This window comes from Aquifex pyrophilus, from assembly GCF_054656935.1.
In genome coordinates this window covers 1-21,968 of sequence record NZ_BAAHXJ010000013.1, presented here as the reverse complement: position 1 = coordinate 21,968, position 21,968 = coordinate 1, and the positions used below count along the sequence as shown (strand labels likewise).

General features: G+C 47.3%; 14 protein-coding genes and 1 tRNA gene. 1 reads left to right on the top strand and 14 read right to left on the bottom strand.

The window, feature by feature from the left end; translation table 11 throughout:
- Positions 1 to 3 precede the first annotated feature (3 nt).
- A complete protein-coding gene (gene trpB, locus ACYQZ0_RS07905; protein WP_459776051.1) occupies positions 4 to 1,197 on the top strand; it encodes a tryptophan synthase subunit beta in 1,194 nt (397 codons plus the stop codon).
- On the opposite strand, the gene bamA is transcribed toward trpB, so the two are convergent.
- The 14 genes from bamA to rpmG form a co-directional block, all read right to left on the bottom strand.
- Positions 1,180 to 3,516: an outer membrane protein assembly factor BamA gene (bamA, locus tag ACYQZ0_RS07900; RefSeq protein ID WP_459776050.1), complete on the bottom strand. Its 2,337-nt coding sequence runs from the start codon at positions 3,514 to 3,516 to the stop codon at positions 1,180 to 1,182. The two genes, trpB and bamA, sit on opposite strands and share 18 nt — an antisense overlap.
- A gap of 35 nt (positions 3,517 to 3,551) precedes the next feature.
- Positions 3,552 to 5,984, bottom strand: coding sequence for an ATP-dependent Clp protease ATP-binding subunit (locus ACYQZ0_RS07895; RefSeq protein WP_459776049.1), 2,433 nt, complete (start codon positions 5,982 to 5,984; stop codon positions 3,552 to 3,554).
- 103 nt (positions 5,985 to 6,087) lie between these two features.
- Positions 6,088 to 6,555 carry a hypothetical protein gene (locus tag ACYQZ0_RS07890; RefSeq protein WP_459776048.1) on the bottom strand — a complete coding sequence of 156 codons (468 nt, stop codon included), beginning with the start codon at positions 6,553 to 6,555 and terminating at the stop codon, positions 6,088 to 6,090.
- Positions 6,552 to 9,167 carry an alanine--tRNA ligase gene (alaS, locus tag ACYQZ0_RS07885; protein WP_459776047.1) on the bottom strand — a complete coding sequence of 872 codons (2,616 nt, stop codon included), beginning with the start codon at positions 9,165 to 9,167 and terminating at the stop codon, positions 6,552 to 6,554. Before alaS ends, ACYQZ0_RS07890 begins: the two co-directional genes overlap by 4 nt.
- Positions 9,168 to 9,229: 62 nt before the next feature.
- Positions 9,230 to 13,960, bottom strand: a complete 4,731-nt coding sequence (gene rpoC / locus ACYQZ0_RS07880) for a DNA-directed RNA polymerase subunit beta' (protein ID WP_459776046.1) — start codon at positions 13,958 to 13,960, stop codon at positions 9,230 to 9,232.
- Positions 13,957 to 18,366 carry a DNA-directed RNA polymerase subunit beta gene (gene rpoB / locus ACYQZ0_RS07875; RefSeq protein ID WP_459776045.1) on the bottom strand — a complete coding sequence of 1,470 codons (4,410 nt, stop codon included), beginning with the start codon at positions 18,364 to 18,366 and terminating at the stop codon, positions 13,957 to 13,959. Before rpoB ends, rpoC begins: the two co-directional genes overlap by 4 nt.
- A 200-nt stretch (positions 18,367 to 18,566) precedes the next feature.
- Complete coding sequence (gene rplL, locus ACYQZ0_RS07870) at positions 18,567 to 18,953, bottom strand: 50S ribosomal protein L7/L12 (protein WP_010881266.1); 387 nt, start codon at positions 18,951 to 18,953, stop codon at positions 18,567 to 18,569.
- 1 nt (position 18,954) lies between these two features.
- Entirely contained in the window at positions 18,955 to 19,554 is a 600-nt protein-coding gene (gene rplJ / locus ACYQZ0_RS07865; RefSeq protein WP_459776044.1) for a 50S ribosomal protein L10, read from the bottom strand.
- A 14-nt stretch (positions 19,555 to 19,568) separates the two neighbouring features.
- Positions 19,569 to 20,297, bottom strand: a complete 729-nt coding sequence (rplA, locus tag ACYQZ0_RS07860) for a 50S ribosomal protein L1 (RefSeq protein ID WP_459776043.1) — start codon at positions 20,295 to 20,297, stop codon at positions 19,569 to 19,571.
- Positions 20,298 to 20,301: 4 nt separating this feature from the next.
- Entirely contained in the window at positions 20,302 to 20,739 is a 438-nt protein-coding gene (rplK, locus tag ACYQZ0_RS07855; RefSeq protein ID WP_010881263.1) for a 50S ribosomal protein L11, read from the bottom strand.
- 12 nt (positions 20,740 to 20,751) lie between these two features.
- Complete coding sequence (nusG, locus tag ACYQZ0_RS07850; RefSeq protein ID WP_459776042.1) at positions 20,752 to 21,501, bottom strand: transcription termination/antitermination protein NusG; 750 nt, start codon at positions 21,499 to 21,501, stop codon at positions 20,752 to 20,754.
- On the bottom strand, positions 21,498 to 21,695 hold the full coding sequence (gene secE, locus ACYQZ0_RS07845; protein ID WP_459776041.1) for a preprotein translocase subunit SecE: 198 nt from the start codon (positions 21,693 to 21,695) through the stop codon (positions 21,498 to 21,500). Before secE ends, nusG begins: the two co-directional genes overlap by 4 nt.
- 29 nt (positions 21,696 to 21,724) lie before the next feature.
- Positions 21,725 to 21,800: transfer RNA gene (locus tag ACYQZ0_RS07840), tRNA-Trp, on the bottom strand.
- 13 nt (positions 21,801 to 21,813) lie between these two features.
- Positions 21,814 to 21,966: a 50S ribosomal protein L33 gene (gene rpmG, locus ACYQZ0_RS07835; RefSeq protein WP_010881260.1), complete on the bottom strand. Its 153-nt coding sequence runs from the start codon at positions 21,964 to 21,966 to the stop codon at positions 21,814 to 21,816.
- Between the last annotated feature and the right edge of the window lie 2 nt (positions 21,967 to 21,968).

Sequence of the window (21,968 nt, the reverse complement as noted above, 5' to 3'; positions counted from 1 at the left end):
TTTATGTATAAATATCCTGATGAAAAAGGCTATTTCGGAGAGTTCGGGGGAAAGTTCGTTCCCGAAACCTTAATGTACGCCCTTGAAGAGCTTGAAGAAAAGTATAAATCCTTAAAAGAAGACGAAGGGTTTAAAAAGGAGTTTGATTACTACCTCAGGGAGTATGCAGGGAGACCAACCCCTTTATACTACGCGGAGAAACTAACAAAACACGTAGGAGGAGCAAAGATATACCTGAAGAGAGAGGATTTGCTCCACACGGGTGCCCATAAGATAAATAACACGATAGGTCAGTGTCTTCTCACAAAGCGTATGGGTAAGAAAAGGGTTATAGCGGAAACGGGAGCTGGTCAGCACGGGGTTGCAACCGCTACAGCTTCCGCATTGTTGGGGCTTGAATGTGTAGTTTACATGGGTGAGGAAGATGCGGAAAGGCAAGCCCTTAACGTATTCAGGATGAAGCTCTTGGGAGCGGAAGTGAGAATTGTAAAAAGCGGAAGCAGAACCCTAAAGGATGCCATAAACGAGGCTCTGAGGGATTGGGTAACAAACGTTGAGAACACCCATTACGTGATAGGCTCGGTGGTGGGTCCCCACCCCTTTCCGATGATTGTGAGGGATTTTCAGAGTGTAATAGGAAGGGAAACAAAGGAACAGATACTAAAAAAGGAAGGAAGGCTTCCCGATGCAATCGTTGCGTGTGTAGGTGGCGGTTCCAACGCTATGGGAATTTTTTACCCATTCGTTGAAGACAAAGAGGTAAGACTTATAGGTGTTGAGGCGGGGGGATACGGGCTTGAAACGGGAAAACACGCAGCTTCCATATGCGGGGGGAGCGTAGGCGTTTTACACGGGATGAAGAGCTACTTCCTTCAGGATGAAGAGGGTCAGATACTCTCCACCCATTCCATATCCGCCGGACTCGATTACCCCGGCGTAGGACCAGAGCACGCTCTCCTCCACGAGATAAAGAGGGCCGAGTACACGAGCGTAACCGATGAGGAAGCCCTTGAGGGATTTAAACTCCTTGCGAAAACCGAGGGAATAATTCCCGCCCTTGAGAGTGCACACGCTGTTATAAAAGCGGTTGAGATTGCAAAAGAACTCGGAAGGGAAGGAATAGTCGTTATAAATCTATCGGGAAGGGGGGATAAGGATATGGAGCATGTCATGAGGCACTTAGAAGAATGTTCCTAAGACGAAGTGAATCCTCGAGGTGCTTGTGTCTCCCGGAACTTTTTTAGTCTTGAAGGCCCAGTCAACACGAATGGGTGCAAAGGGTGTTATAAATCTTATACCAACTCCGTAGCCTCCCCTGAAGTTTGAAGGTTTGAAATCTTTCCATCTGTCCGCACCGAGTCCGTAATCGAAAAAGGCGGCAAGGTAAAGCATCTTTTTAAAAATCGGATATGTAAGCTCCACACTCGCCAAAACTTTCTTCTTTGCACCTATAGGGTCTAAAGTTTTTGGGTCTAAGGGACCCGCATAACCGTATTCGTATCCCCTTACCGAGAAATCACCACCTACGAAGAATCGCTCATCTATAGGAACCTTTTTCCCTCCGTACGCTTCAACAAATCCAATTTCTCCCCTCAAACCCAGAATTAAGCCCGTGTCAAAGTAAGTATCGCTGAAGAACTTTGCACCTTCAAGCTCAAACTTGTAAAACTTCTCATCGCCACCGAGTAATCCGACGCCGAGGGTATTCTTCAAACTGAAGAGAGAACCCTTTGTGGGAATGAGATAGAAGTCCCTCGTATCCCTCCTTAAGCTAAAGAATATCTTTCTTGAATCCCTCTCTCCTGCCTGCTCCTTTATGTAGGAAACCGCATCTTCCGATATATCGCTATATTTAATCTTCTGGAATGAAGTTCCTATAGAAGCTCTCCAGTACTCCCAAAACTCTCTCGATAAAGCTACCGAGAATCCCGTTCTCTGAACTGTATAGGTTGTATACTCAATTCTCCTGTCAAAGGCGGAAAGGTCCAAGTCCATAGGCTTTTTCAGGAACCACTTTCTCGTGTAGGAAATAGAGTTGTTCCGGTATTGTGAACCGTAGCTTATGCTTATCCCAGCTATATCACCCGTTCCCCTGAAGTTTCCCTTCCTGAGCTGGATAAATCCGGAGAGTCCCGTTATTTCGTTATAGGATAGTCCTACGGAAAACTGGCCCGTGAATCTCTCCCTTATCTTTACGAGAAGGTCCCATTTTGCCCCTCCCTTTGGGAAAGGTTCTATCTGAACCTCTTCGTAGTAGCCGAGATTCATAATCCTTGAACGAGAACGTTCTATTCCCTTTTTCACAGCGAGCTCGTTTTCCTGAACCCTCATCTCCCTCCTGATTACGTAATCTCTCGTTTCGTAATTTCCCTTTATCCTTATTCTGTTAACGTAAACGGGGCTACCTTCGTAAACTTTAAGAACTACGATTACCTCTTTTTTATTTGTATCAACCTTTACCTTTTCCTCAATTCTCACGTTTAGAAAGCCTATTTCCCCGTATTTATCCCTTATATTTTTCTTTACCTTCTCTATTATCTCCCTTCTGAAATAACCTCCCTTCCTTTTGTTTTTCTTGAGAATATTGCCAACGAGCTCCGAGTATGCGTAAAGCTTATTACCCTCTATTATTAACTTTTCGAGTTCATACCTCGGTCCTTCTTTTATCTCTATGGTTATATACCTTGCCGCTCCCTCTCTCTTTACGGAATAAGAAACCTCCGCCTCAAGGAATCCCTCACTCTTGTAAAACTCCTTAACTTTCTCGACATCTTCCTTAAGTATTTCCTCGCTGTAAGCGGGATGAAGCCTGAAGAGGAATATATTAGGCTCTTTAAGCGTAAGGAGTCCCTTTATCTTCCTGGCGCTGAAGCTCTTATTTCCTTTTATTTCTATGTTCTTTACATATACCTTTTCTCCCTCTTTTATTATGAATACGAGCTTTGAAGCTCCTTTTTTTGGTATGAGTTTATAATCAACTTTTGTTCCAACAAATCCTTCTTTTTCATAATACTCAAGGATTCTCTTTTTTAAGTTCTCTATCTCCCTGTATGTGAGTATCCTCCCCAGTTTTAGGGTTTTTAGAATTCCGACCCTTTCCTCAATTGCTGGGCTTGAGGTGTATCCGGTTATTGCCTCTTCAACGTCAACCTCTCCCAGCTCCGTTTCTATACCTAAAATCTCCTTTAGCTCGTCATCGCTTATCTCATCATTTCCCTTAAACTCAACCTTGTATATTACGGGTAGGTCTTCAACCACAAATATTACTTCGGGTTTTCCGTTTTTATTTCCGTCCTCCGAATAAACCTCTATCCTTTTAAAGAGTCCAGTTCTGAAAAGCCTTCTTATATCTTCCCTTATCCTTTCTAAGGAGAACTCCGCTCCCTCTCTCGTTTTTAATATGCCCTTTATAACGTCTTCTGGAATGAATTTGTTCCCTTTAATTATTATCTTTTCTACTTCAACACCATAAATAAAGGAACTTAAGAAATAGATAACAAGGATTAAGCGTTTCACAAAGAAGTATTATAAAGGAAGGAAAAGGGGAAGGATTACTTTTCGAGAAGTGCTTCCAGTTTTTCTTTCTTCTTTACGGGCTTTAGATAGGGCTTGTTGTTTCTTACCCTTATCTCTATCTCTTCAACATCCTTGAGCGTTCCCTTGATTAGCTCTTCAGCGAGAAGGTCCTCAACGTGTCTCTGGAGTGCCCTCTTGAGGCTTCTCGCTCCGTATTCGGGCCTGTACTCCTGCTCAATAATCCAGTTAACGAAGGACTTGTGTAGCTTAACCTTAATGTTCCAGTCCTTGAGCTTTTCGTTAATCTCTTTGAGCTGGAGCTCAAGGATTTGCTCAATATCCTTCTTCTCAAGAGGTCTGAACACGATTATGTCGTCAAGCCTGTTCAGGAATTCGGGGCTGAAGGTTTTCTTCACCTGGTCAAGGACATTCTTTTTCATCTCTTCAAAGTCAAGGAGTCCCTGTTTCTTCTCAAATCCCATCGTTCCGCCCGTTATGAGTCTCGCTCCGAGGTTTGAGGTCATGATGATAATCGTGTTTGAAAAGTCAACGGTTCTTCCAAGTCCATCCGTAAGTCTTCCGTCGTCAAATATCTGGAGGAATACGTTAAACACATCGGGGTGTGCCTTCTCTATCTCGTCAAAGAGTAGAACGCTGTAGGGTCTTCTCCTTACCGCTTCGGTTAGCTGTCCACCTTCCTCGTATCCAACGTATCCGGGAGGTGCACCTATGAGTCTGGAAACGGTGTGTTTTTCCATATATTCGGACATATCAAACCTGATTAAAGCGTCCTCCGTTCCGAACAGGTATTCCGCAAGTGCCTTAGCGGTTTCCGTCTTTCCTACACCAGTAGGTCCGAGGAACATAAATACTCCTATGGGCCTGTGCTTACCTTTCAGTCCCACCCTTGACCTTCTTATAGCCTTAGCTACAGCCTTTATAGCCTCATCCTGTCCTATTACTCTCTTCTTAAGTTCTTCCTCTATGTGGAGTAGCTTTTCCGCATCGCTTTCGTGGACTCTCTTGACGGGAATGCCGGTCCACCTTGCAACGACTTCCGCAACGTCCTCCTCGGTTACCTTGGGCCTGTTCTTTTCCATTTCTTCCTTCCACTTTGCCTTCATTGTTTCAAACTTCGCTCTGAGCCTTAGCTCCTCGTCCCTTATCTTAGCCGCCTTTTCGTAGTCCTGCTCTTTTACAGCCTTTTCCTTTTCCTTCTCGTATTCCTTAATCTTCTCCTCAAGCTCCTTGAGTTCCGGGGGAAGTTGTGAAGCCTTCAGCTTTACGAGTGCTCCCGCTTCGTCCATTACGTCTATCGCCTTGTCGGGAAGGTTTCTATCGGTTATGTACTTGACAGATAGTTCAACAGCCTTCTCTATTGACTCGGGTGTATACTCAACCTTGTGAAACTCTTCAAACTTGGGCTTGAGCCCGTAAAGAATCTGTATCGTGTCCTCAGGGGAGGGCTGTTCAACGTATACGGGCTGGAATCTCCTTTCAAGAGCTCCGTCCTTCTCTATATACTTCCTGTATTCGTCAACCGTGGTTGCTCCGATTACCTGTATCTCACCCCTTGCGAGCGCTGGTTTTAGCATATTGGATGCATCTATTGAACCTTCCGCTGAACCCGCTCCCACGAGGGTGTGAAGCTCGTCTATGAAGAGTATTACGTTGTTTGCCTTCTCAAGTTCCTTCAGTATGTTCTTGAGCCTTTCTTCAAACTGTCCCCTGTATTTCGTTCCCGCCACGAGTGCTGCGAGGTCAAGGGCTACAACTCTCTTGTTCAGCAGTGGTTCGGGAACCTCCCTATTGGCTATTCTTTGAGCAAGTCCTTCAACTATTGCGGTCTTACCTACTCCGGGGTCTCCGAGAAGAACGGGATTGTTCTTCCTCCTCCTTACGAGAATCTGGATAACCCTTTCAATTTCCTTTTCCCTTCCTATGACGGGGTCAAGCTTTCCTTCCCTGGCCATCTGGGTGAGGTCCCTTGAGAACCTGTCAAGGTTCGGTGTTGATACGTACCTCTGACTTTCCTGAGGAGGCAGTTCTCCGAGAAGCTGGAGAACCTCTCTCCTTACGGAGTATTCGTCAAGACCGAAGCTCCTTAAAATTCTTCCTCCCAGTCCCGTCTTTTCCCTTACTACTCCGATAAGGAGGTGTTCGGGTCCTACAAACTGGTGGTGAAGTATCCTCGCCTCTTCAACGGCAAATTCTATAACTCTCTTTGCATCGGGAGCAAATAAAACCTCTCCCGAGTGGCTTCCGCGGGTCACCTGACCCATTACCGCCTTTCTTATCTTGTCGGGAGTGAGTCCGAACTTAGCGAGAACGAGGGTAGGTATATCCTCCTCTTTTATAAGTGCGAGTAATATATGCTCACTCCCGAGATAACTGTGTCCGAGTTCAAGGGCTTCTTCCCTCGCCCTTAAGATAACTTGCCTTGCTCTTTCCGTAAACTTCTCAAACATGTTTCCTACCTCACCGTTTTTTATAAGATAAAAATATCCCTTACTTTTTCAAGAGTATGACACAGCCCTTATTATGTAATCTTATAGGAATATAATTAAATCCTTAAAGGGAGTATGCAACCTCAAGTAAAATTATCTCCTTAAGCGTTTTAAAAAGTTTTTCCCTGTTTTCCTTTGCGTAGGGGGGGATATCTTCTTCTGGTTCCCTCTCTTCATCTATCACAATTCCCCTTCCTATAGGTGTTTGTTCCTCAAGGTAGGAAAGCTCTCTTACTTTTACGCCGTCAGCGTAAACCCTAACAACGGTGAATATACCCTCGGGTAGGGCTGAGCTCACCTCTTGGAGAACCTTATCAACAAAGGTCTCCAAATCCTTACACGCCCTCGCGAGGTTCCTCATCTTCTCAAGAGATATCTCAAGTTTAGCCTCTTTCTCGTCAACCTTTAGATACCTGACAGGTATGCCGAGCTCGCAGTAAACGAATCCCCCCGTGAGGAGTATGGGGGAGTCGCTGAGGAGCCTTATGCTTATATCCTTTAAACCTATGCCCGTTCGGGTAAACTCCTTCATCCCACGCTTACTCCCGATAAGAGTTCCTTTAGTAATTTAACAGATTCATCAAACTTGTCAGGGGCCTTTCCTCCTCCCTGAGCGAGGTCCTCCCTTCCTCCTCCTCCTCCTTTAAGAACCTTTCCAACCTGTCTTATGAGCTCGTTTGCCCTTACCTCTTTTGATATGCCCTTTGAGCTCGCTATAACGAAGTTTATCTTTCCTTCTTTTTTTGAAGCTATAAATACAACGTCCTTACCCGTTCGCTGTCTGAGTATATCCGCAAGGTTCCTGAGCTCTTCCGGTTCAACGTCTTCAAAAACTCCGTAGTAGAGGGTAAGCTCCCCTATTCTCTCTTCCTTCACCTTTTCCCTTATCTGGAGCTTAAGTATCTCCTGCCTTAATTTCTGTATCTCCTTTTCCTTTTCCTTTATCTCTTCTTTTAATTCCTCAACTTTTTGAACTACCTCATCTTCCTTAACGCCCAGTGCATTTGAAACCTTTTTCAGGGTTGTATGCTCCTCAAAGGCGGTGTTTACAGCCCACCTTCCCGTCTGGGCCACTATCCTCCTCACTCCCGCCCCTACGGAGCTTTCGGATATTATCTTGAAGTAGCCTATATCTCCCGTTGCGGAAACGTGGGTTCCCCCGCAAAGCTCCTTTGAGAACTCCCCGCAGGAGATTACCCTCACCCTCTCTCCGTATTTCTCCTCAAATATCGCTATGGCACCCGTCTGGAGGGCTTCCTGATAAGCCATCTCCATAACGCTTACGGGAAGGTTTTCCCTAATCTTCTCGTTCACGAGCTCTTCTATCCTCTTTATCTCTTCCTCAGTGAGGGGGGAAAAGTGGGTGAAGTCAAACCTTAAGTATTTATCCGCAACGAGCGAGCCCGCCTGCCTTACGTGTTCACCGAGCAGGTTTCTGAGTGCTGCGTGAAGAAGGTGGGTGGCGGTGTGGTTTCTCATTATGTCCCATCTTCTTTCCTTATCAACCCTTGCGTGAACTATGTCTTTTACGCTTATCTTTCCTTTGAGGAGCTTACCTATGTGGACAATTATCCCCTCGGTTGGTCTCTGGGTGTCCTCAACCTTGAATATTCCCTTGTCCGTCTCTATTATTCCGCTATCCCCTATCTGACCGCCTCCTTCGGGGTAAAAGGGAGTCTCTCTGAGTATTATCTCCCCTTCCTCTCCCTCTTTAATCTCGCTCACAATCTCGTCCCCCACTATTATGCCGAGAACTTCCGTCTCATACTCAAGGTGTTCGTATCCCACGAACCTTGAGGTAATCCCGAGCTCCTTAAGGTGTGCGTAAACGGGCTTTACTTCCTTCGTTTCTATCTTAAAGCTCTTTCTCGCCCTCTCCCTTTGTTCCTCAAGCTCGCACTGAAAGCCTTCAAGGTCTATCTCAAGCCCCTTTTCCTTTGCTATCTCCTGAATGAGGTCAACGGGAAATCCGTAAGTGTCGTAGGCGGTAAACACCTCCTTACCCGTTAGGGTCTTCCTTCCCTCCGATAAGGCTTTCTCAATTACCTCCTGTATGTATTCCATTCCGGACCTGAGGGTTCTTATAAACCTTTCCTCTTCTCCCTTTACTATTCCCTTTACGAAATCGCGGGAAAGCTCAAGCTCGGGGTAAGGCTCCTTCATTATATCAACTACGAGGTCTATGCCTTTGTATAGGAAGGGTTCAGTTATGCCGAGCTTGTATCCGAAACGCATAGCCCTTCTGAGAATCCTCCTTATAACGTATCCCCTTCCCTCGTTTGAGGGAATAACTCCGTCGGATATGGCAAAGGTTATTGCCCTTAAGTGGTCCGCTATCACCCTGAGGGCAACATCTGTTTCAAACTTCTCCCCGTATTTCTTTCCCGATACTTCTTCCCCGAACTCTATGAGTGGGTATATTATGTCTATCTCAAAGTTTGAGTTTTTACCTTGCAGAACGGAAGCTATACGCTCAAGACCCATTCCCGTGTCTATGTTCGGGTGGGGAAGGGGTGTGAGAACCCCGTTTTCATCCCTGTTGTACTGCATAAAAACGAGGTTCCATATCTCAAGGTATCTCTCCTCTCCTTCGTATTCCTCCCCTCTGTCAACGTATATCTCGGAGGAAGGTCCGCAGGGGCCCGTATCTCCCATCTGCCAGAAGTTATCTTCCTCCCCCAGTCTCCATATCCTTTCGGAGGGAATGCCTATGTGTTCGTTCCAGATGCGGTATGCCTCCTCGTCGTCCTTGTAAACGGAAACGTAGAGCCTCTCCTTGGGAAGTTTCAGAACTTCCGTGACGAACTCCCAGGCGTATTCTATGGCTTCTTTCTTGAAGTAATCACCGAAGGAGAAGTTTCCGAGCATCTCAAAGAATGTATGGTGTCTTGATGTGTATCCCACCTGCTCAAGGTCGTTGTGCTTTCCCGATACTCTGAGACACTTCTGGCAGGAGGTTGCCCTTTTATAGGGTCTCTTTTCAAGACCGAGAAAGACGTTCTTGAAGGGAACCATTCCCGCGTTTACGAAAAGGAGGGTGGGGTCGTTTTCGGGAACCAGTGGGGCAGACTTTACCCTCGTGTGTCCCTTTTTCTCAAAGAAGCTCAGAAAGAGTTCCCTAATCTCGTGCGCGCTAAAACCCATAGCTAAAGTTTAAATTATAGTTTTTTCTTAAAGAAGAAAATGTGACGGGGAAGGGGGAAAGCTCAGGAGGTTTCCTCTTCCGAGGACTGGGGTTTTTCCTCAAGAACCTTTTCTTCCGCGGGAATTACGTCAACTTCCTTGTATTCGTCAACACCCGTTCCTGCGGGTATGAGGTTTCCGATAATGACGTTTTCCTTAAGACCTCTCAGCTCGTCAATCTTTCCTTCAACGGAAGCGTCCGTGAGAACCCTCGTGGTTTCCTGGAAGGACGCGGCGGATATCCAGCTCCTTGTTGAGAGTGCAGCCCTCGTTATACCTACGAGAACGGGTTCAGCCTTGGGTAGCTTTCCACCCTCAAGCTTAATTCTTTGAATTTCCTCTTCAAGCTCCTCCTTGTCAACCTCTTCACCTACGAGGAATCTGCTGTCTCCGGGGTCTATGATTCTTACCTTCTTGAGCATCTGCCTGATGATTATCTCAAAGTGTTTATCGTTTATATCAACACCCTGGAGCTTGTAAACCATTTGAACCTCTTTCAGGAGGAACTTCTCAAGCTCCTCTATTCCCTTAATCCTGAGTATCTCTTCGGGAACGGGGGTTCCGTCGGTGAGGGGGTCCCCCGCCTTCACATAGTCTCCTTCCTTAACGAGGAGGAACTTACCCTTGGGAACGAAGTATTCCCTCTGGAGTCCCGTTTCGGGGTTGTAAACGATTACCTTAAAGCCCCTTCCCTTTATCCTTACCTGTCCGTCTATTTCCGCAACCTTCGTTTCCGTAATCTTCTGTCCTTTCTTTATGTATTGTCCGTGCCTTACGAGGATGAGCTCATCCTTCTTTATCGCATACTTCTTCGTCTCTCCCGTTCTGGGGTTAAAGACTATTACCTCGTCCGCATCTTCGTAAATCTTTACGTATCCGTCAATCTCGCTGAGTATAGCGGGGTTCTTGGGTTTCCTTGCTTCAAAGAGCTCCTCAACCCTCGGGAGACCACCGACGATATCCCTGACCTTAGCGGTTTCCTTGGGTATTCTCGCAAGGATATCTCCGGGCTGAACCTCAAGTTCTTTGACTACGTAATACTGGTGCTGAATCGTCGTCTCTTCGGACTCGGAACAGGTGGGGCATATTCTCCACTCAAGGGTGAGCTTATCGGCGGGTATGTTGAGAATTGCGTTCACGGGAAGGTCGTAAACGTATTCCTTTCCGTCCTCGGTTATTACCGCTATCCTCGGTGTGTGGAGCATTGCGTCCTTCGGCCTCATAAAGGATACGACGGTTGCGGTCTTACCCGTTATGACGTCCCTTTCTTCCCTTACGGTAACGTCAAGGATTATGTCCCTGAGTTCAATCTTACCGCCCACTTCCGCAATTATGTAAGTGTTGAAGGGGTCCCAGTCAGCGAGCTTAGTTCCCGCTTTTACCTTCTGTCCTTCGTCCACGAGGAGTCTCGCACCGTAAGGTATCGTGTGTCTCTCAAGGAGTCTTCCCTTTTCGTCCAGCACACCTATTGCGGCGTCCTTTGATACGTTAATCTTCTCACCTTTCCTGTTTACTATGAACTTAACGTTGTAGAACTTGACCGTTCCCTCGCTTTCCGTCTTTACGAAGCTCTGAACCTTCTGAGCGGTAGCAGCTCCACCTATATGGAAGGTTCTCATCGTGAGCTGTGTTCCGGGTTCACCTATGGACTGGGCGGCTATTATACCTACCGCCTCTCCAACGGATACTATCTTCCTCTGGGAGAGGTCCCATCCGTAGCACATAGCACATACGCCGTGCTTAGCCTCACACGTGAGGGGAGACCTAACCTTAACCTTCTCTATTCCGGCCCTCGCTATCCTTTCGGCGAGCTTCTCGTCAACGACCTCGTTTCTCTTGGCTATAACCTCACCGGTGTATGGGTCCTTTACGTCTTCCGCGAGAACCCTTCCGAATATCCTATCTTTTAGAGGAACCCTCTCCTCTCCAGCCTCAACTATGGGCTCCATCTCAAAGCCCTTAACCGTTCCGCAGTCCTTCTCGGTTATCGTTATGTCCTGTGCAACGTCAACGAGTCTTCTCGTGAGGTATCCCGCAAATGCGGTCTTGAGCGCGGTGTCCGCAAGTCCCTTTCTCGCACCGTAGGTTGATATGAAGTATTCAAGAACGGATAGCCCTTCTCTGAAGTTAGAGATAATGGGGGTTTCTATGAACTCACCGGAGTGCTTAGCCATTAGACCTCTCATTCCCGCGAGCTGTCTAATCTGGTCCCTGTTACCCCTTGCTCCCGATACAGCCATCATGTATATGGGGTTAAAGGTTCCGGGATACTCTTTTCCGTTTTCTATTCTCGTTGAGTGCTCTATCTCCTCAAACATGGCTTTAGAAACCGCGTTCGTCGCTTCGGACCAGACGTCTATTATCCTGTTGTACCTTTCCTTGTTGGTTATTATTCCCTGAACGTACTGGTTCCATATCTCCTCGGTCTTCTTGAGGGCTTCCTTTATTATCTTTTCCTTAACCTTCGGAACCTGGAGGTCGTCTATTCCTATGGATATACCCGCAAGGGTTGACCTGAGGAATCCGAGCTCCTTAACCCTGTCCAGGAACTTGACCGTTTCTTCGTTTCCTACAGCTATGTATAGGTTCGTTATGAGCTTGGAGAGTCTTTTCTTATCAAGGGTTTCGTTAACGAAGGGCTGTCCTTCGGGCATTATGGAGTTGAAGAGAACCCTTCCGGGTGTGGTTTCTATCCACTCCTTTCCTACCTTGAACTTAATCTTTGCGTGTATATCAACGTGCCCGAGCTCAAGGGCCTTTATAACTTCCTCATAGGAGGTGAAAGCCTTTCCTTCTCCCTTCCTTCCGGGTATGGGGTCGTGGGTCATGTAGTAGGTTCCGAGAACCATATCTTGGGAGGGCATAGTGAGGGGTTTTCCGTGTGCGGGGGAGAGTATGTTCTGAGTAGAGAGCATAAGTATGTAGGATTCAAGCTGAGCTTCTATTCCGAGGGGAACGTGGACCGCCATCTGGTCCCCGTCAAAGTCCGCGTTGAAGGGGGGACATACCAAGGGGTGTAGCTGTATAGCTTTTCCTTCAACTAGAACGGGCTCAAAGGCCTGGATTGAAGGTCTGTGAAGTGTAGGAGCCCTGTTGAGAAGGACGGGGTGTTGCTTTACGACTTCCTCAAGACATTCCCATACCTCGGGAGTCTTTTGTTCAACGAGTTTCTTTGCATGCTTTATGGATGTCGCGTATCCCTTTTCCTCAAGTCTTCTGTAAACGAAGGGCTTGAAGAGCTCAAGGGCCATTATCTTGGGGAGCCCGCACTGGTGCATCTGGAGCTCGGGACCCACAACTATAACGGAACGTCCCGAGTAGTCAACCCTCTTACCGAGGAGGTTCTGCCTGAACCTTCCCTGCTTTCCTTTCAGGTAATCCGCAAGGGATTTGAGGGGTCTTCCGTTCTGCTTTACGGGGTTTCCTCTCTTTCCGTTATCTATCAGGGCATCTACAGCCTCTTGGAGCATTCTCTTTTCGTTCCTAATGATTATGTCGGGGGCGCTCAGCTCTATGAGTCTCTTGAGTCTGTTGTTCCTGTTTATAACCCTTCTGTATAAGTCGTTGAGGTCCGAGGTTGCAAACCTTCCCCCGTCAAGGGCAACGAGGGGTCTGAGTTCTGGAGGTATAACGGGGAGCACCTCAAGAATCATCCATTCGGGTCTGTTTCCGCTCTTCTTGAATCCCTCAACGAGCTGGAGAATTCTTAGGGCCTTCCTGATTCTCGCCTCGGATACCTCCCTGAGAACAGCGGTTCTTACGTCTTCTTTTATCTTTTCAAATATGGGTATATCCCTCTTGTGTTCCCTTACCTTTTCGTAGTAAACCCTTAAGGCTTCCCTTCCCGTGAGGCAATTATCTCCGCAGTCTTCAAACTCTACCTCTCCCGTTTCAACGTTGAGATAAAGTTCTTCGGTTATTATCCTGTGTATCGCCTGCTCTAAGGTGAGTCCTTTATCCTCAAGGCCTTTCAGCTCAACGCCGTAAGCCCTGAAGTCGTCCGCTATTACCTTTACGAGCTTCTGGTATAGGTTCTTATACTTTTCCGCTACCTCCCTTCCGAGGTCCTCAAAGCCAAGGCTGTATGGCTTTACGAGTTCCTTCAGTTTCTTTGAGTAAGCTTCAAGGTCTATCTTTGAGAGGACCTCCTTGAGTATCTCCGCTCCCATTCCGTATTCGTATTTCTCATCAATGGAGAAGGCGTATTTCTCTTCAAACTCCTCTTCGTTAACAACGTGGAGCTTCACCCACTTGGTTGATATGCCGTCGTTAAGGGGTATGGTTCCCTCTTCCTTCTCAAACTTCTCCTCTTCCTCCTCGTTCGGATACTCTATCACGAGGTAAGACTCAAAGTATGCGACCCTTTCAACGTCACGGGAGGTAAGATTAAGGAGCGTTCCTATCTTTGAGGGCGTGCTCTTTAAGAACCATATGTGAACTACGGGAGCGGCGAGCTCTATGTGTCCGAACCTCTCCCTTCTTACGTATGAGCTCGTAACCTCAACACCACACTTCTCACATATCTTTCCTTCATACCTCTTTCCCCTATATTTTCCGCAGAGACACTCGTAGTCTTTTGTGGGACCAAATATCTTCGCACAGAAGAGACCATCCTTTTCGGGCTTGAGGGTTCTGTAGTTTAAGGTTTCGGGTCTTTTTACCTCCCCGTGAGACCAGCTTCTGATATCGTCGGGAGAAGCGAGCATAAGCTTAATTTTTGAGAAAGGAAAGATACCCCTACCTTTTGTGCTCATTTTTCTTCCTCCTCTTTAATCTCAACTTGGTCACAGGGCTTCTCCTCACCGTTCATACACTTAACGTTAAGGCTGAGACCTTTGAGCTCCCTAACGAGAACCTTGAAGGATTCGGGTATGCCGGGGGTGTAGGTGTACTTTCCTTTAACGATTGCCTCGTAAACCTTGCTCCTACCCTCTACGTCGTCGGACTTAACGGTGAGCATTTCCTGTAGCGTGTAGGCCGCTCCGTGGGCCTCAAGGGCCCATACTTCCATCTCACCGAGCCTTTGACCACCGAACTGAGCCCTACCCCCGAGGGGTTGTTGCGTAACGAGGGAGTAGGGACCCGTTGCCCTCGCGTGTATCTTGTCGTCAACCATGTGTATGAGCTTAAGCATATGCATGTATCCGACCGTAACCTCAAAGTCAAAGGGCTCACCCGTTCTTCCGTCGTAAAGAGTTGTCTTTCCGCTCTCAGGAAGCCCCGCTTTCTTCAGAAGCTCCTTAACCGCCTTCTCGTCAGCACCCTCAAAGGCGGGGGTTGCCATCGGTATTCCCCTCTGAGCGTAATCCCTCACAACGCTCCAGAACTCTTCCTCCGAGAGGGAGTTTAGGAACTCCTCTATAAACTTAGCGTTTTCCCCGTTTTCGTCTCCCACCGCGTAAATTTCCTTCAGGTATTCGGTGATGGCCTTCCTGTCCCTTCCCTTTTCTATCATCTCACCTATCTTCTTTCCGAGCTCCTTTGCAGCCCAGCCGAGGTGGGTTTCAAGTATTTGACCGACGTTCATACGTGAGGGAACACCCAAGGGGTTGAGAACGATATCAACGGGCGTTCCGTCGGGAAGGAAGGGCATATCCTCAACGGGAAGGACCACGGATATAACACCCTTGTTTCCGTGCCTTCCCGCCATCTTATCACCGACCTTTATCTTCCTCTTGTTCGCTATGAACACCTTAACGAGGGTTATAACTCCGGGCGGAAGGTCCCTTCTCTTGAGAAGAGTTTCCTTCTTCTCCTGGTAAACCTTCTGGAGCATATCTATCTGGGTTCTTGAACGGGTGTATATCTCCCTAATCTTCTTTATAAGCTCCTCGTCTGTAAAGAAGTTTTCGGGTCTTGCGAGTATGTATTGGGAATACTCCTTGAAAATTTCCTCGGTTATCTCCGTTCCCTTCTTTATCTCTTTTTTGCCTATCTTTACATCCTTGTCCGTCTTCTTTCCGAGGATAAGGCCCTTGAGAACCTTCTCAACTCCGCTCATTAGGAGGTTTTTCTTCTTCTCAAGCTCCCTTTCGAGAGCTTCGAGCTCTTCCCTTTCAACCTTCTGAGCGAGCATATCCTTAGCGGCTTTTCCTCCTTTTCTCGTGAATACCTGAACGTCTATCACTATTCCCTCAACACCGGGGGGACACCTTAGGGATGCGTCTTTGACGTCCTTCGTCTTCTCACCGAATATAGCTTGGAGGAGTTTTTCTTCAGGTGTTAGCCTTGTTTCCCCTTTGGGCGTTACCTTTCCTACGAGTATGTCCCCGGGCTTTACGTATGTTCCCACCCTAACAATTCCGTGTTCGTCAAGGTGTGCAAGGGCCCTCTCGGGAACGCCGGGAATCTGCCTCGTTATCTCCTCGTCTCCAACCTTCGTTTCTCTTGCTTCAACCTCAAGCTCCTCTATGTGTATGGAGGTGTAAACGTCTTCCTTTACGAGTCTTTCCGAAATTACTATAGCGTCCTCAAAGTTGTATCCCCTCCAGGGCATAAAGGCAACGAGAACGTCCTTTCCGAGTGCGAGCTCTCCCCTGTCCGTTGAGTGTCCGTCCGCTATGATTTGTCCCTTTTCTACCCTTTCCCCTTTCTTAACTATGGGCCTTTGGTTAACACAGGTTTTCTGGTTCGTCCTCTCAAACTTCCTGAGCTCGTATATGTCTATTCCTATATCGAGGGGGTCCTCAAGGTTAATCTCTTCTGGGTTGACCCTTACGATAATCTTTGAACCGTCAACTTCTTCAACCACTCCGCCCCTTTTCGCAACTACCACCGCGTGGGAGTCCCTCGCTATCTTCTTTTCCATTCCTGTTCCCACGAGGGGTGCCTGGGTGAATATGAGTGGAACCGCCTGCCTCTGCATGTTTGAACCCATGAGTGCCCTGTTCGCGTCGTCGTGTTCAAGGAAGGGAATTAGGGAGGAGGATGGTGATATTACCTGTCTGGGGGATACGTCTATGTAATCAACCTGCTCGGGTTTTACGAGCCTTATGTCGTTTTTGTGTCTTGCAAGAACGAACTCAGCCTTTATCCTTCCTTCCTCGTCCGTGGGTGTGCTTTGAGCTATTACGTAGTTCTCTTCCTCGTATGCCGCGAGCCACTCTATCTTGTCCGTAACCCTTCCGTTTTCAACCTTCCTGTAAGGGGTTATCAGGAATCCGTATTCGTTCACCCTTGCGTAAACGGTGGGTGATGTGACGAGACCTATATTCTGACCTTCGGGCGTTTCTATTGGACATATCCTTCCGTAGTGGGAGGGGTGAACGTCCCTTATCTCAAACTTTGCGCTTTCCCTCGTAAGCCCTCCCGGTCCTAAAGCTGAAAGCCTTCTCTTGTGGGTGAGCTCGGAGAGGGGATTGGTGTTATCAAGGTATTGGGAGAGCTGTCCCGTTTTCAAGAAGTCCGCTATAGCATTAGTAACGTAACGGGGGTTTATAAAGTCCTGGGGTTTTAGGTCGGGCTGTTCGGGGTGTATCGTTGCGGAGCGGTCTCTGAATACCTTCTCCATCTTCGCTATTCCGAGTCTTGCCTGGTTCTCGAGAAGCTCTCCTACGGACCTTACCCTTCTGTTTCCGAGGTGTGCTATATCGTCTTTTTTGACCCTTCCGTGCCTGAGGTCTATTAAGTACTTGAGTATGTTAATTAGGTCTATTGGGAGTAAAAATCTCGCTTCGTCTTCGGTGTAATCCTTTACTTTTATCTCCTTGTAATTTTTAAAGAGCTCCTTCAGGAGCTCCTTCGTTATCCTCGTTCCCGCCTTATACTCTCCGTAGTCCTCCGCAAGTGCAAGGGGAGGAAGGTTATCAAGAAGGTCTATGTCAGTCGGTTTTAATACCTTCGGTATGTTGTGAACCTTTGCGTTTATCTTTACCCTACCTACCCTTGAGAGGTCATACCTCTTGAGGTCCCTGAAAAATACGTTGAAGTAAACCCTCGCCCTCTCAATTATTGAGTCTATTTCCATAGTGAGGGCTTCAATGTGTCTGAGTTTTTTATACATCTCCATAAGGCCGTAATCCCTTAGAGTGTATTCCGCGGGAACCTTTACAGGGCTTCTCCTGTCCGCATCCCTCGGAGATGTATCCGTTGCGAGGGTATCAACAAGGCTCTTTCCGTAGGGACTCTTTATGACGTTTTCACGGGGAACGGAGGTTACGCTTAGAACTTCTATTCTCTCGTCATCAAGTATCCTTACGAGCTCCTCCCACTCCTCTATATACCTTTCCTCAATTATCTCCCTTTCCTTTGAGGTTCCGAATCCCGCAATCTTTGCCTTGAACTTCAGTATCGCGAATATATAGTGGTGTTCAAGGTCTTCTGGAGTGAACTCTTCTCCCGTTTCCGCATCGTATAGATACTTGTCCTTTACGATGTATTTTCTTACCCCTTCGTAAAAGGGTTTGAGTATATCGTAGGCAGTCTCAAGCCCGAAAGCCCTTAAAACGGATATGGCACTCAGCTTCTTCCTGTCTATACGTGCGGATATGAGGTCCGTGGCACCAGATAGCTCAAACTCAACCCTTGAACCCTTGTCGGGTATTATGCTAGCCCTGTAGAGAATTCTCGTTATCGTTGCATCTTTCTGCTTTTCCTCTTTCTCGTCAAAGAACACACCGCTTGAACGTATGAGCTGGTTAATTATTATCCTTTCCGTTCCGTTTATAATGAATGAGCCGTTATCGGTCATAAGGGGAACTTCACCGAAGTAAACCTTCCTGGGAGGGAATGTTCTGTATCCGTTCTTCGTTTTTGCCTTGAGCTGGAGCATAACCCTGAGGGGTGCGGAGTAGGTAAGCCCCTTCAGTTTGCACTCCTCGGGCGTGAACTTTTCTTTGTAAACGAGCTTCGCACCGCACTCGGGACAATCAACGTCCCAACCACCGAGAAGGTCATCCTTTGGCTTATAACCGCATCTATTACATTCCCAATCTCCAATTTCGTAGCCGAGATACTCAAGGATGAAGTTTTCATCGGGGTCCTTAAAGGGGAAGGAAGTTCTGAATATGTGTTCAAGTCCTACATTTTTTCTCTTGTAGGGGTTAACCTTTAACTGAACGAAGTTTTCAAAGGAGTTCTTGGGTATACTTAGAAGGTAGGGAGGTTCTAAAATCTCGGTTCTTCTACCGAAAAACTTACGGGGTAGTGCAATTTTTGCCATGGTTTTACCTCACCTCTTTTATTTTTATGGTGGTAAAAAGACAATATGAACCCATCGGACAATATTTTAAATTTATACCGAGAATTTTGGGTGTCAATATTTGCTTTTTCAATTCCCTACCTGTAAGAAACCATTGATTTTTCAAATTCCTTCAGGGAGTATTACCTCCTAAAGAGAAATTGAGGGGAAGGGGCGGGGAATTACTTGAGCTCAACTTCTGCCCCTGCTTCTTCAAGCTTCTTCTTAATCTGTTCGGCTTCTTCCTTGGGAACACCTTCCTTGATGGGCTTGGGTGCGTTATCAACAAGCTCCTTAGCCTCCTTGAGTCCGAGTCCGGTGATTTCCCTAACAACTTTGATAACCTGTATCTTGTTCTTTCCGGGGGACTTGAGTATTACGTCAAACTCCGTCTTCTCCTCGGCCTGGGCGGGTGCTCCGGCTGCTGCTCCTGCTGCTGGTGCGGCTGCAACCATAGCGGCTGCGGAAACGCCGAACTCCTCTTCAAGTCTCTTAACGAGTTCAGCAACCTCTAAAACGGACATGTTCTTGATAGCTTCTACGATTTCATCAATGGTTAACGTAGCCATCTTACTGACCTCCTTTAGATTTTTCTTCTTCAATAGCCTTAAGAACTAAAACAAGCTTTTGAGGAACCGCCTTCAAGGTCATGGCGAGCTGCGTAACGGGTGCCATCATAACACCGAGGAGCTTCGCTATGAGTTCCTCCTTGCTCGGGAGTTCCGCGAGCTCCTTCACCTGCTCGGGGGAGATGTACTTGTAGTCAAGGAGTCCCCCCTTTATCCTTCCTTCCCACTCCTTGTCAAAGGTCTCCTTGAGAAACTCTACAAGCTTCTTTGTAACAGCTACAGGGTCCTCATATGCGAAAAGTGCCGCGGTAGGACCTATAAATATATCCCTGTGGTCCGAAAGAGCTGTGTCCGAGAAAGCCCTGTAAAAGAGCGTGTTCTTACCGACGACTATCTCGCCCTTCAGGTCCTTAATATCAAGCCTGAGGAGGGTTAGGGGATAGGCGTCTATTCCTTGGAAGTTGAAGAATACAACAAAACCGTTTGACCTCTGGAGTCTCTCCTTGTAGGAGTTTACGAGCTCCTGCTTCCTCAAAAGGGTTTTCCTGCTTGCCGCGCTTCTTTCCCTCTCGGAATAAGCTTCCCTGTTAAACTCAGCCATAACTCAAACCTCCGTTAAGCAGCCCTCTCTTGAAGCTTTCTTAAGGTCTCGTTTATATCAATCTTCACGCTCGGACTCATCGTTAGGGAAAGGGCTATATTCTTCACATACTGCCCCTTCGCTCCGGGCGGCTTAGCCCTCACCACCGCATCTATAGCAGCGTAGATGTTATCAAGGAGCTTTGCCTTATCAAAGGAAACCTTACCAACGGGCATGTGTATGTTTCCCGCCTTATCAACCTTAAACTCAACCCTTCCCCTCTTTGCGTCCTTTATAGCCTGCTCAACGTTCTTCGTAACGGTTCCCGTCTTCGGTGAGGGCATGAGACCTCTGGGGCCGAGAATTCTACCGAGTTTAGCCACCTTTGGCATCATCTCGGGAGTTGCTATCGCGACGTCAAAGTCTGTCCACTCCTCCTTGAGAATCTTATTTATGAGTTCATCCCCTCCTACGTAGTCCGCTCCTGCTTCTTCCGCCCTCTTTGCGTCCTCACCTTCCGCGAATACGAGAACCTTTATGGGTTTTCCGAGTCCGTGAGGAAGTACCACCGAACCCCTTACCATCTGGTCCGCATAACGGGGGTCAACGTTTAGTCTCATAGCGAGTTCAACGGTTTCGTTAAACCTTCTCTGGAGAACCTCTTCCATCTTCTTGAGCAGGTCAACCGCTTCCTCTACGGTGTATCTCTTGTTTTTATCAACGAGCTTTGCAGCCTCTATGTATTTTTTACCCCTTCTCGCCATGGCACTACTCCTTCCAACCTTCTATCTCAATGCCCATGCTTTTTGCGGTTCCCGCAACGGTTCTCATTGCAGCCTTCAGGTCTCTCGTGTTCATATCCTTCATCTTCATCTTCGCTATCTCTTCAAGCTGTTTCACCGTTATCTTTCCAACCTTTACCCTTTTTGGATCCGAAGAACCTTTTTCCACCCCCGCAGCCTTCTTAAGGAGGTAGGATACGGGGGGCGTTTTCATTATGAATGTGAAGCTTCTGTCCTGATATACGGTTATAACTACGGGAAGTATTGTTCCCGGTTCGTAGTCCCTGCTTGCCGCGTTGAACTGCTTAACGAACTCCATTATGTTTACGCCGTGCTGACCTAACGCAGGTCCTACGGGTGGTGCCGGGGACGCCTGTTGAGCCGGAAGCATAAGCTCTATAGTGGCTACCACCTTCTTAGCCATTTCAATCCTCCTTCAAATCTTTTCCACCTGGTCAAAGTCAAGCTCTACGGGTGTCATCCTTCCGAATATACTTATCATAACAGTAAGTTTCCGCTTTTCGGGATGAACTTCCTCAACGGTTCCCGTAAAGTTCATAAAGGGACCTTCTATAACCCTTACCTGGTCTCCCTTTTCAAACTCAACTTTAGTGGGCTTAGCACCCTTCCTTATCTGATTAAGTATTCTTTCAACTTCTTCGTCCTTGAGGGGAACGGGTTTTCCTCCTACCATTACCGGTCTGAAAACGTGAGGCGTCTTCTCTATGGCCATTAAGAGTTTATCGTTCATGTGGGCTTTTACGAGTATGTATCCGGGAAATATCTTGTTATCAAGAACTATCTTTGCCTCCGTTTTGTTTTCCTTACAGGTTATCTTTTGGCCCGGCTTTGATATGGGAGGTGCGTTTACGCAGGTATCCCCGTCAACGCTCTCAACAACCCTAACCTCCCCGTTCTCTATCCTGAAGGTCGTTACTCCCTTTTTCCCGAGAACGGGAATATCCCTCGCATTTCCCTTGAGAGAGAGCCTGTACTTCTCCTTTCCCTGGGCTCTTATAACCACCTTCTCTTCAGCCGGGACTATAACTTCATCAACGAGGTCCCTTAAACCCTCAATCTCAAGAACCTTAAGGAGGTTCTCCTTTGCCTCGTTTTCCTTTCCGGGTTCAACCTGAAGGGCATACCACTTCTTCTCAAGCTGCTGTTCCTGCTTCTCCGCGTTCATAGGCTCCCTCTCAAGGAAAGTATGAAGGATATAATTTTAGTAAAGCCGAGGTCTAAAATCCAAAGGTAAACTCCCACCACAAGGGAGAATATTATAACACTTATTGTTGCCTTTATAACCGTTTCCCTTTTCGGCCATACAACCCTTTTTAGTTCTTCCCTTACTCCCGTCAGGAACTCCCTGAGTTTATCCATTTTCTTTTACCCCGGAAAAGTTAAGTAAGTGGCGGGGCTGGGAGGACTCGAACCCCCACCCACGGGATTTGGAGTCCCGCGCTCTGCCAATTGAGCTACAGCCCCACAGAGGAAAAATTTATTTCACTTCCCTGTGGATGGTGTGTTTCCTGCACCACTTGCAGTACTTCCTGAGCTCAAGCCTCTCGGGGTGTTTCTGTTTATTCTTCGTAGTTGTGTAGTTCCTTCTTTTGCACTCCGTGCAAGCGAGCGTTATTATTTCCCTTGCCATCT

What these genes read in the sequence shown, in the direction of transcription:
- trpB (WP_459776051.1), top strand. Translation starts at nt 4, where the DNA reads ATGTATAAATATCCTGATGAAAAAGGCTATTTCGGAGAGTTCGGGGGA.
- ACYQZ0_RS07895 (WP_459776049.1), bottom strand. Translation starts at nt 5,984, where the DNA reads ATGTTTGAGAAGTTTACGGAAAGAGCAAGGCAAGTTATCTTAAGGGCG.
- ACYQZ0_RS07890 (WP_459776048.1), bottom strand. Translation starts at nt 6,555, where the DNA reads ATGAAGGAGTTTACCCGAACGGGCATAGGTTTAAAGGATATAAGCATA.
- alaS (WP_459776047.1), bottom strand. Translation starts at nt 9,167, where the DNA reads ATGGGTTTTAGCGCGCACGAGATTAGGGAACTCTTTCTGAGCTTCTTT.
- rpoC (WP_459776046.1), bottom strand. Translation starts at nt 13,960, where the DNA reads ATGAGCACAAAAGGTAGGGGTATCTTTCCTTTCTCAAAAATTAAGCTT.
- rpoB (WP_459776045.1), bottom strand. Translation starts at nt 18,366, where the DNA reads ATGGCAAAAATTGCACTACCCCGTAAGTTTTTCGGTAGAAGAACCGAG.
- rplL (WP_010881266.1), bottom strand. Translation starts at nt 18,953, where the DNA reads ATGGCTACGTTAACCATTGATGAAATCGTAGAAGCTATCAAGAACATG.
- rplJ (WP_459776044.1), bottom strand. Translation starts at nt 19,554, where the DNA reads ATGGCTGAGTTTAACAGGGAAGCTTATTCCGAGAGGGAAAGAAGCGCG.
- rplA (WP_459776043.1), bottom strand. Translation starts at nt 20,297, where the DNA reads ATGGCGAGAAGGGGTAAAAAATACATAGAGGCTGCAAAGCTCGTTGAT.
- rplK (WP_010881263.1), bottom strand. Translation starts at nt 20,739, where the DNA reads ATGGCTAAGAAGGTGGTAGCCACTATAGAGCTTATGCTTCCGGCTCAA.
- nusG (WP_459776042.1), bottom strand. Translation starts at nt 21,501, where the DNA reads ATGAACGCGGAGAAGCAGGAACAGCAGCTTGAGAAGAAGTGGTATGCC.
- secE (WP_459776041.1), bottom strand. Translation starts at nt 21,695, where the DNA reads ATGGATAAACTCAGGGAGTTCCTGACGGGAGTAAGGGAAGAACTAAAA.
- rpmG (WP_010881260.1), bottom strand. Translation starts at nt 21,966, where the DNA reads ATGGCAAGGGAAATAATAACGCTCGCTTGCACGGAGTGCAAAAGAAGG.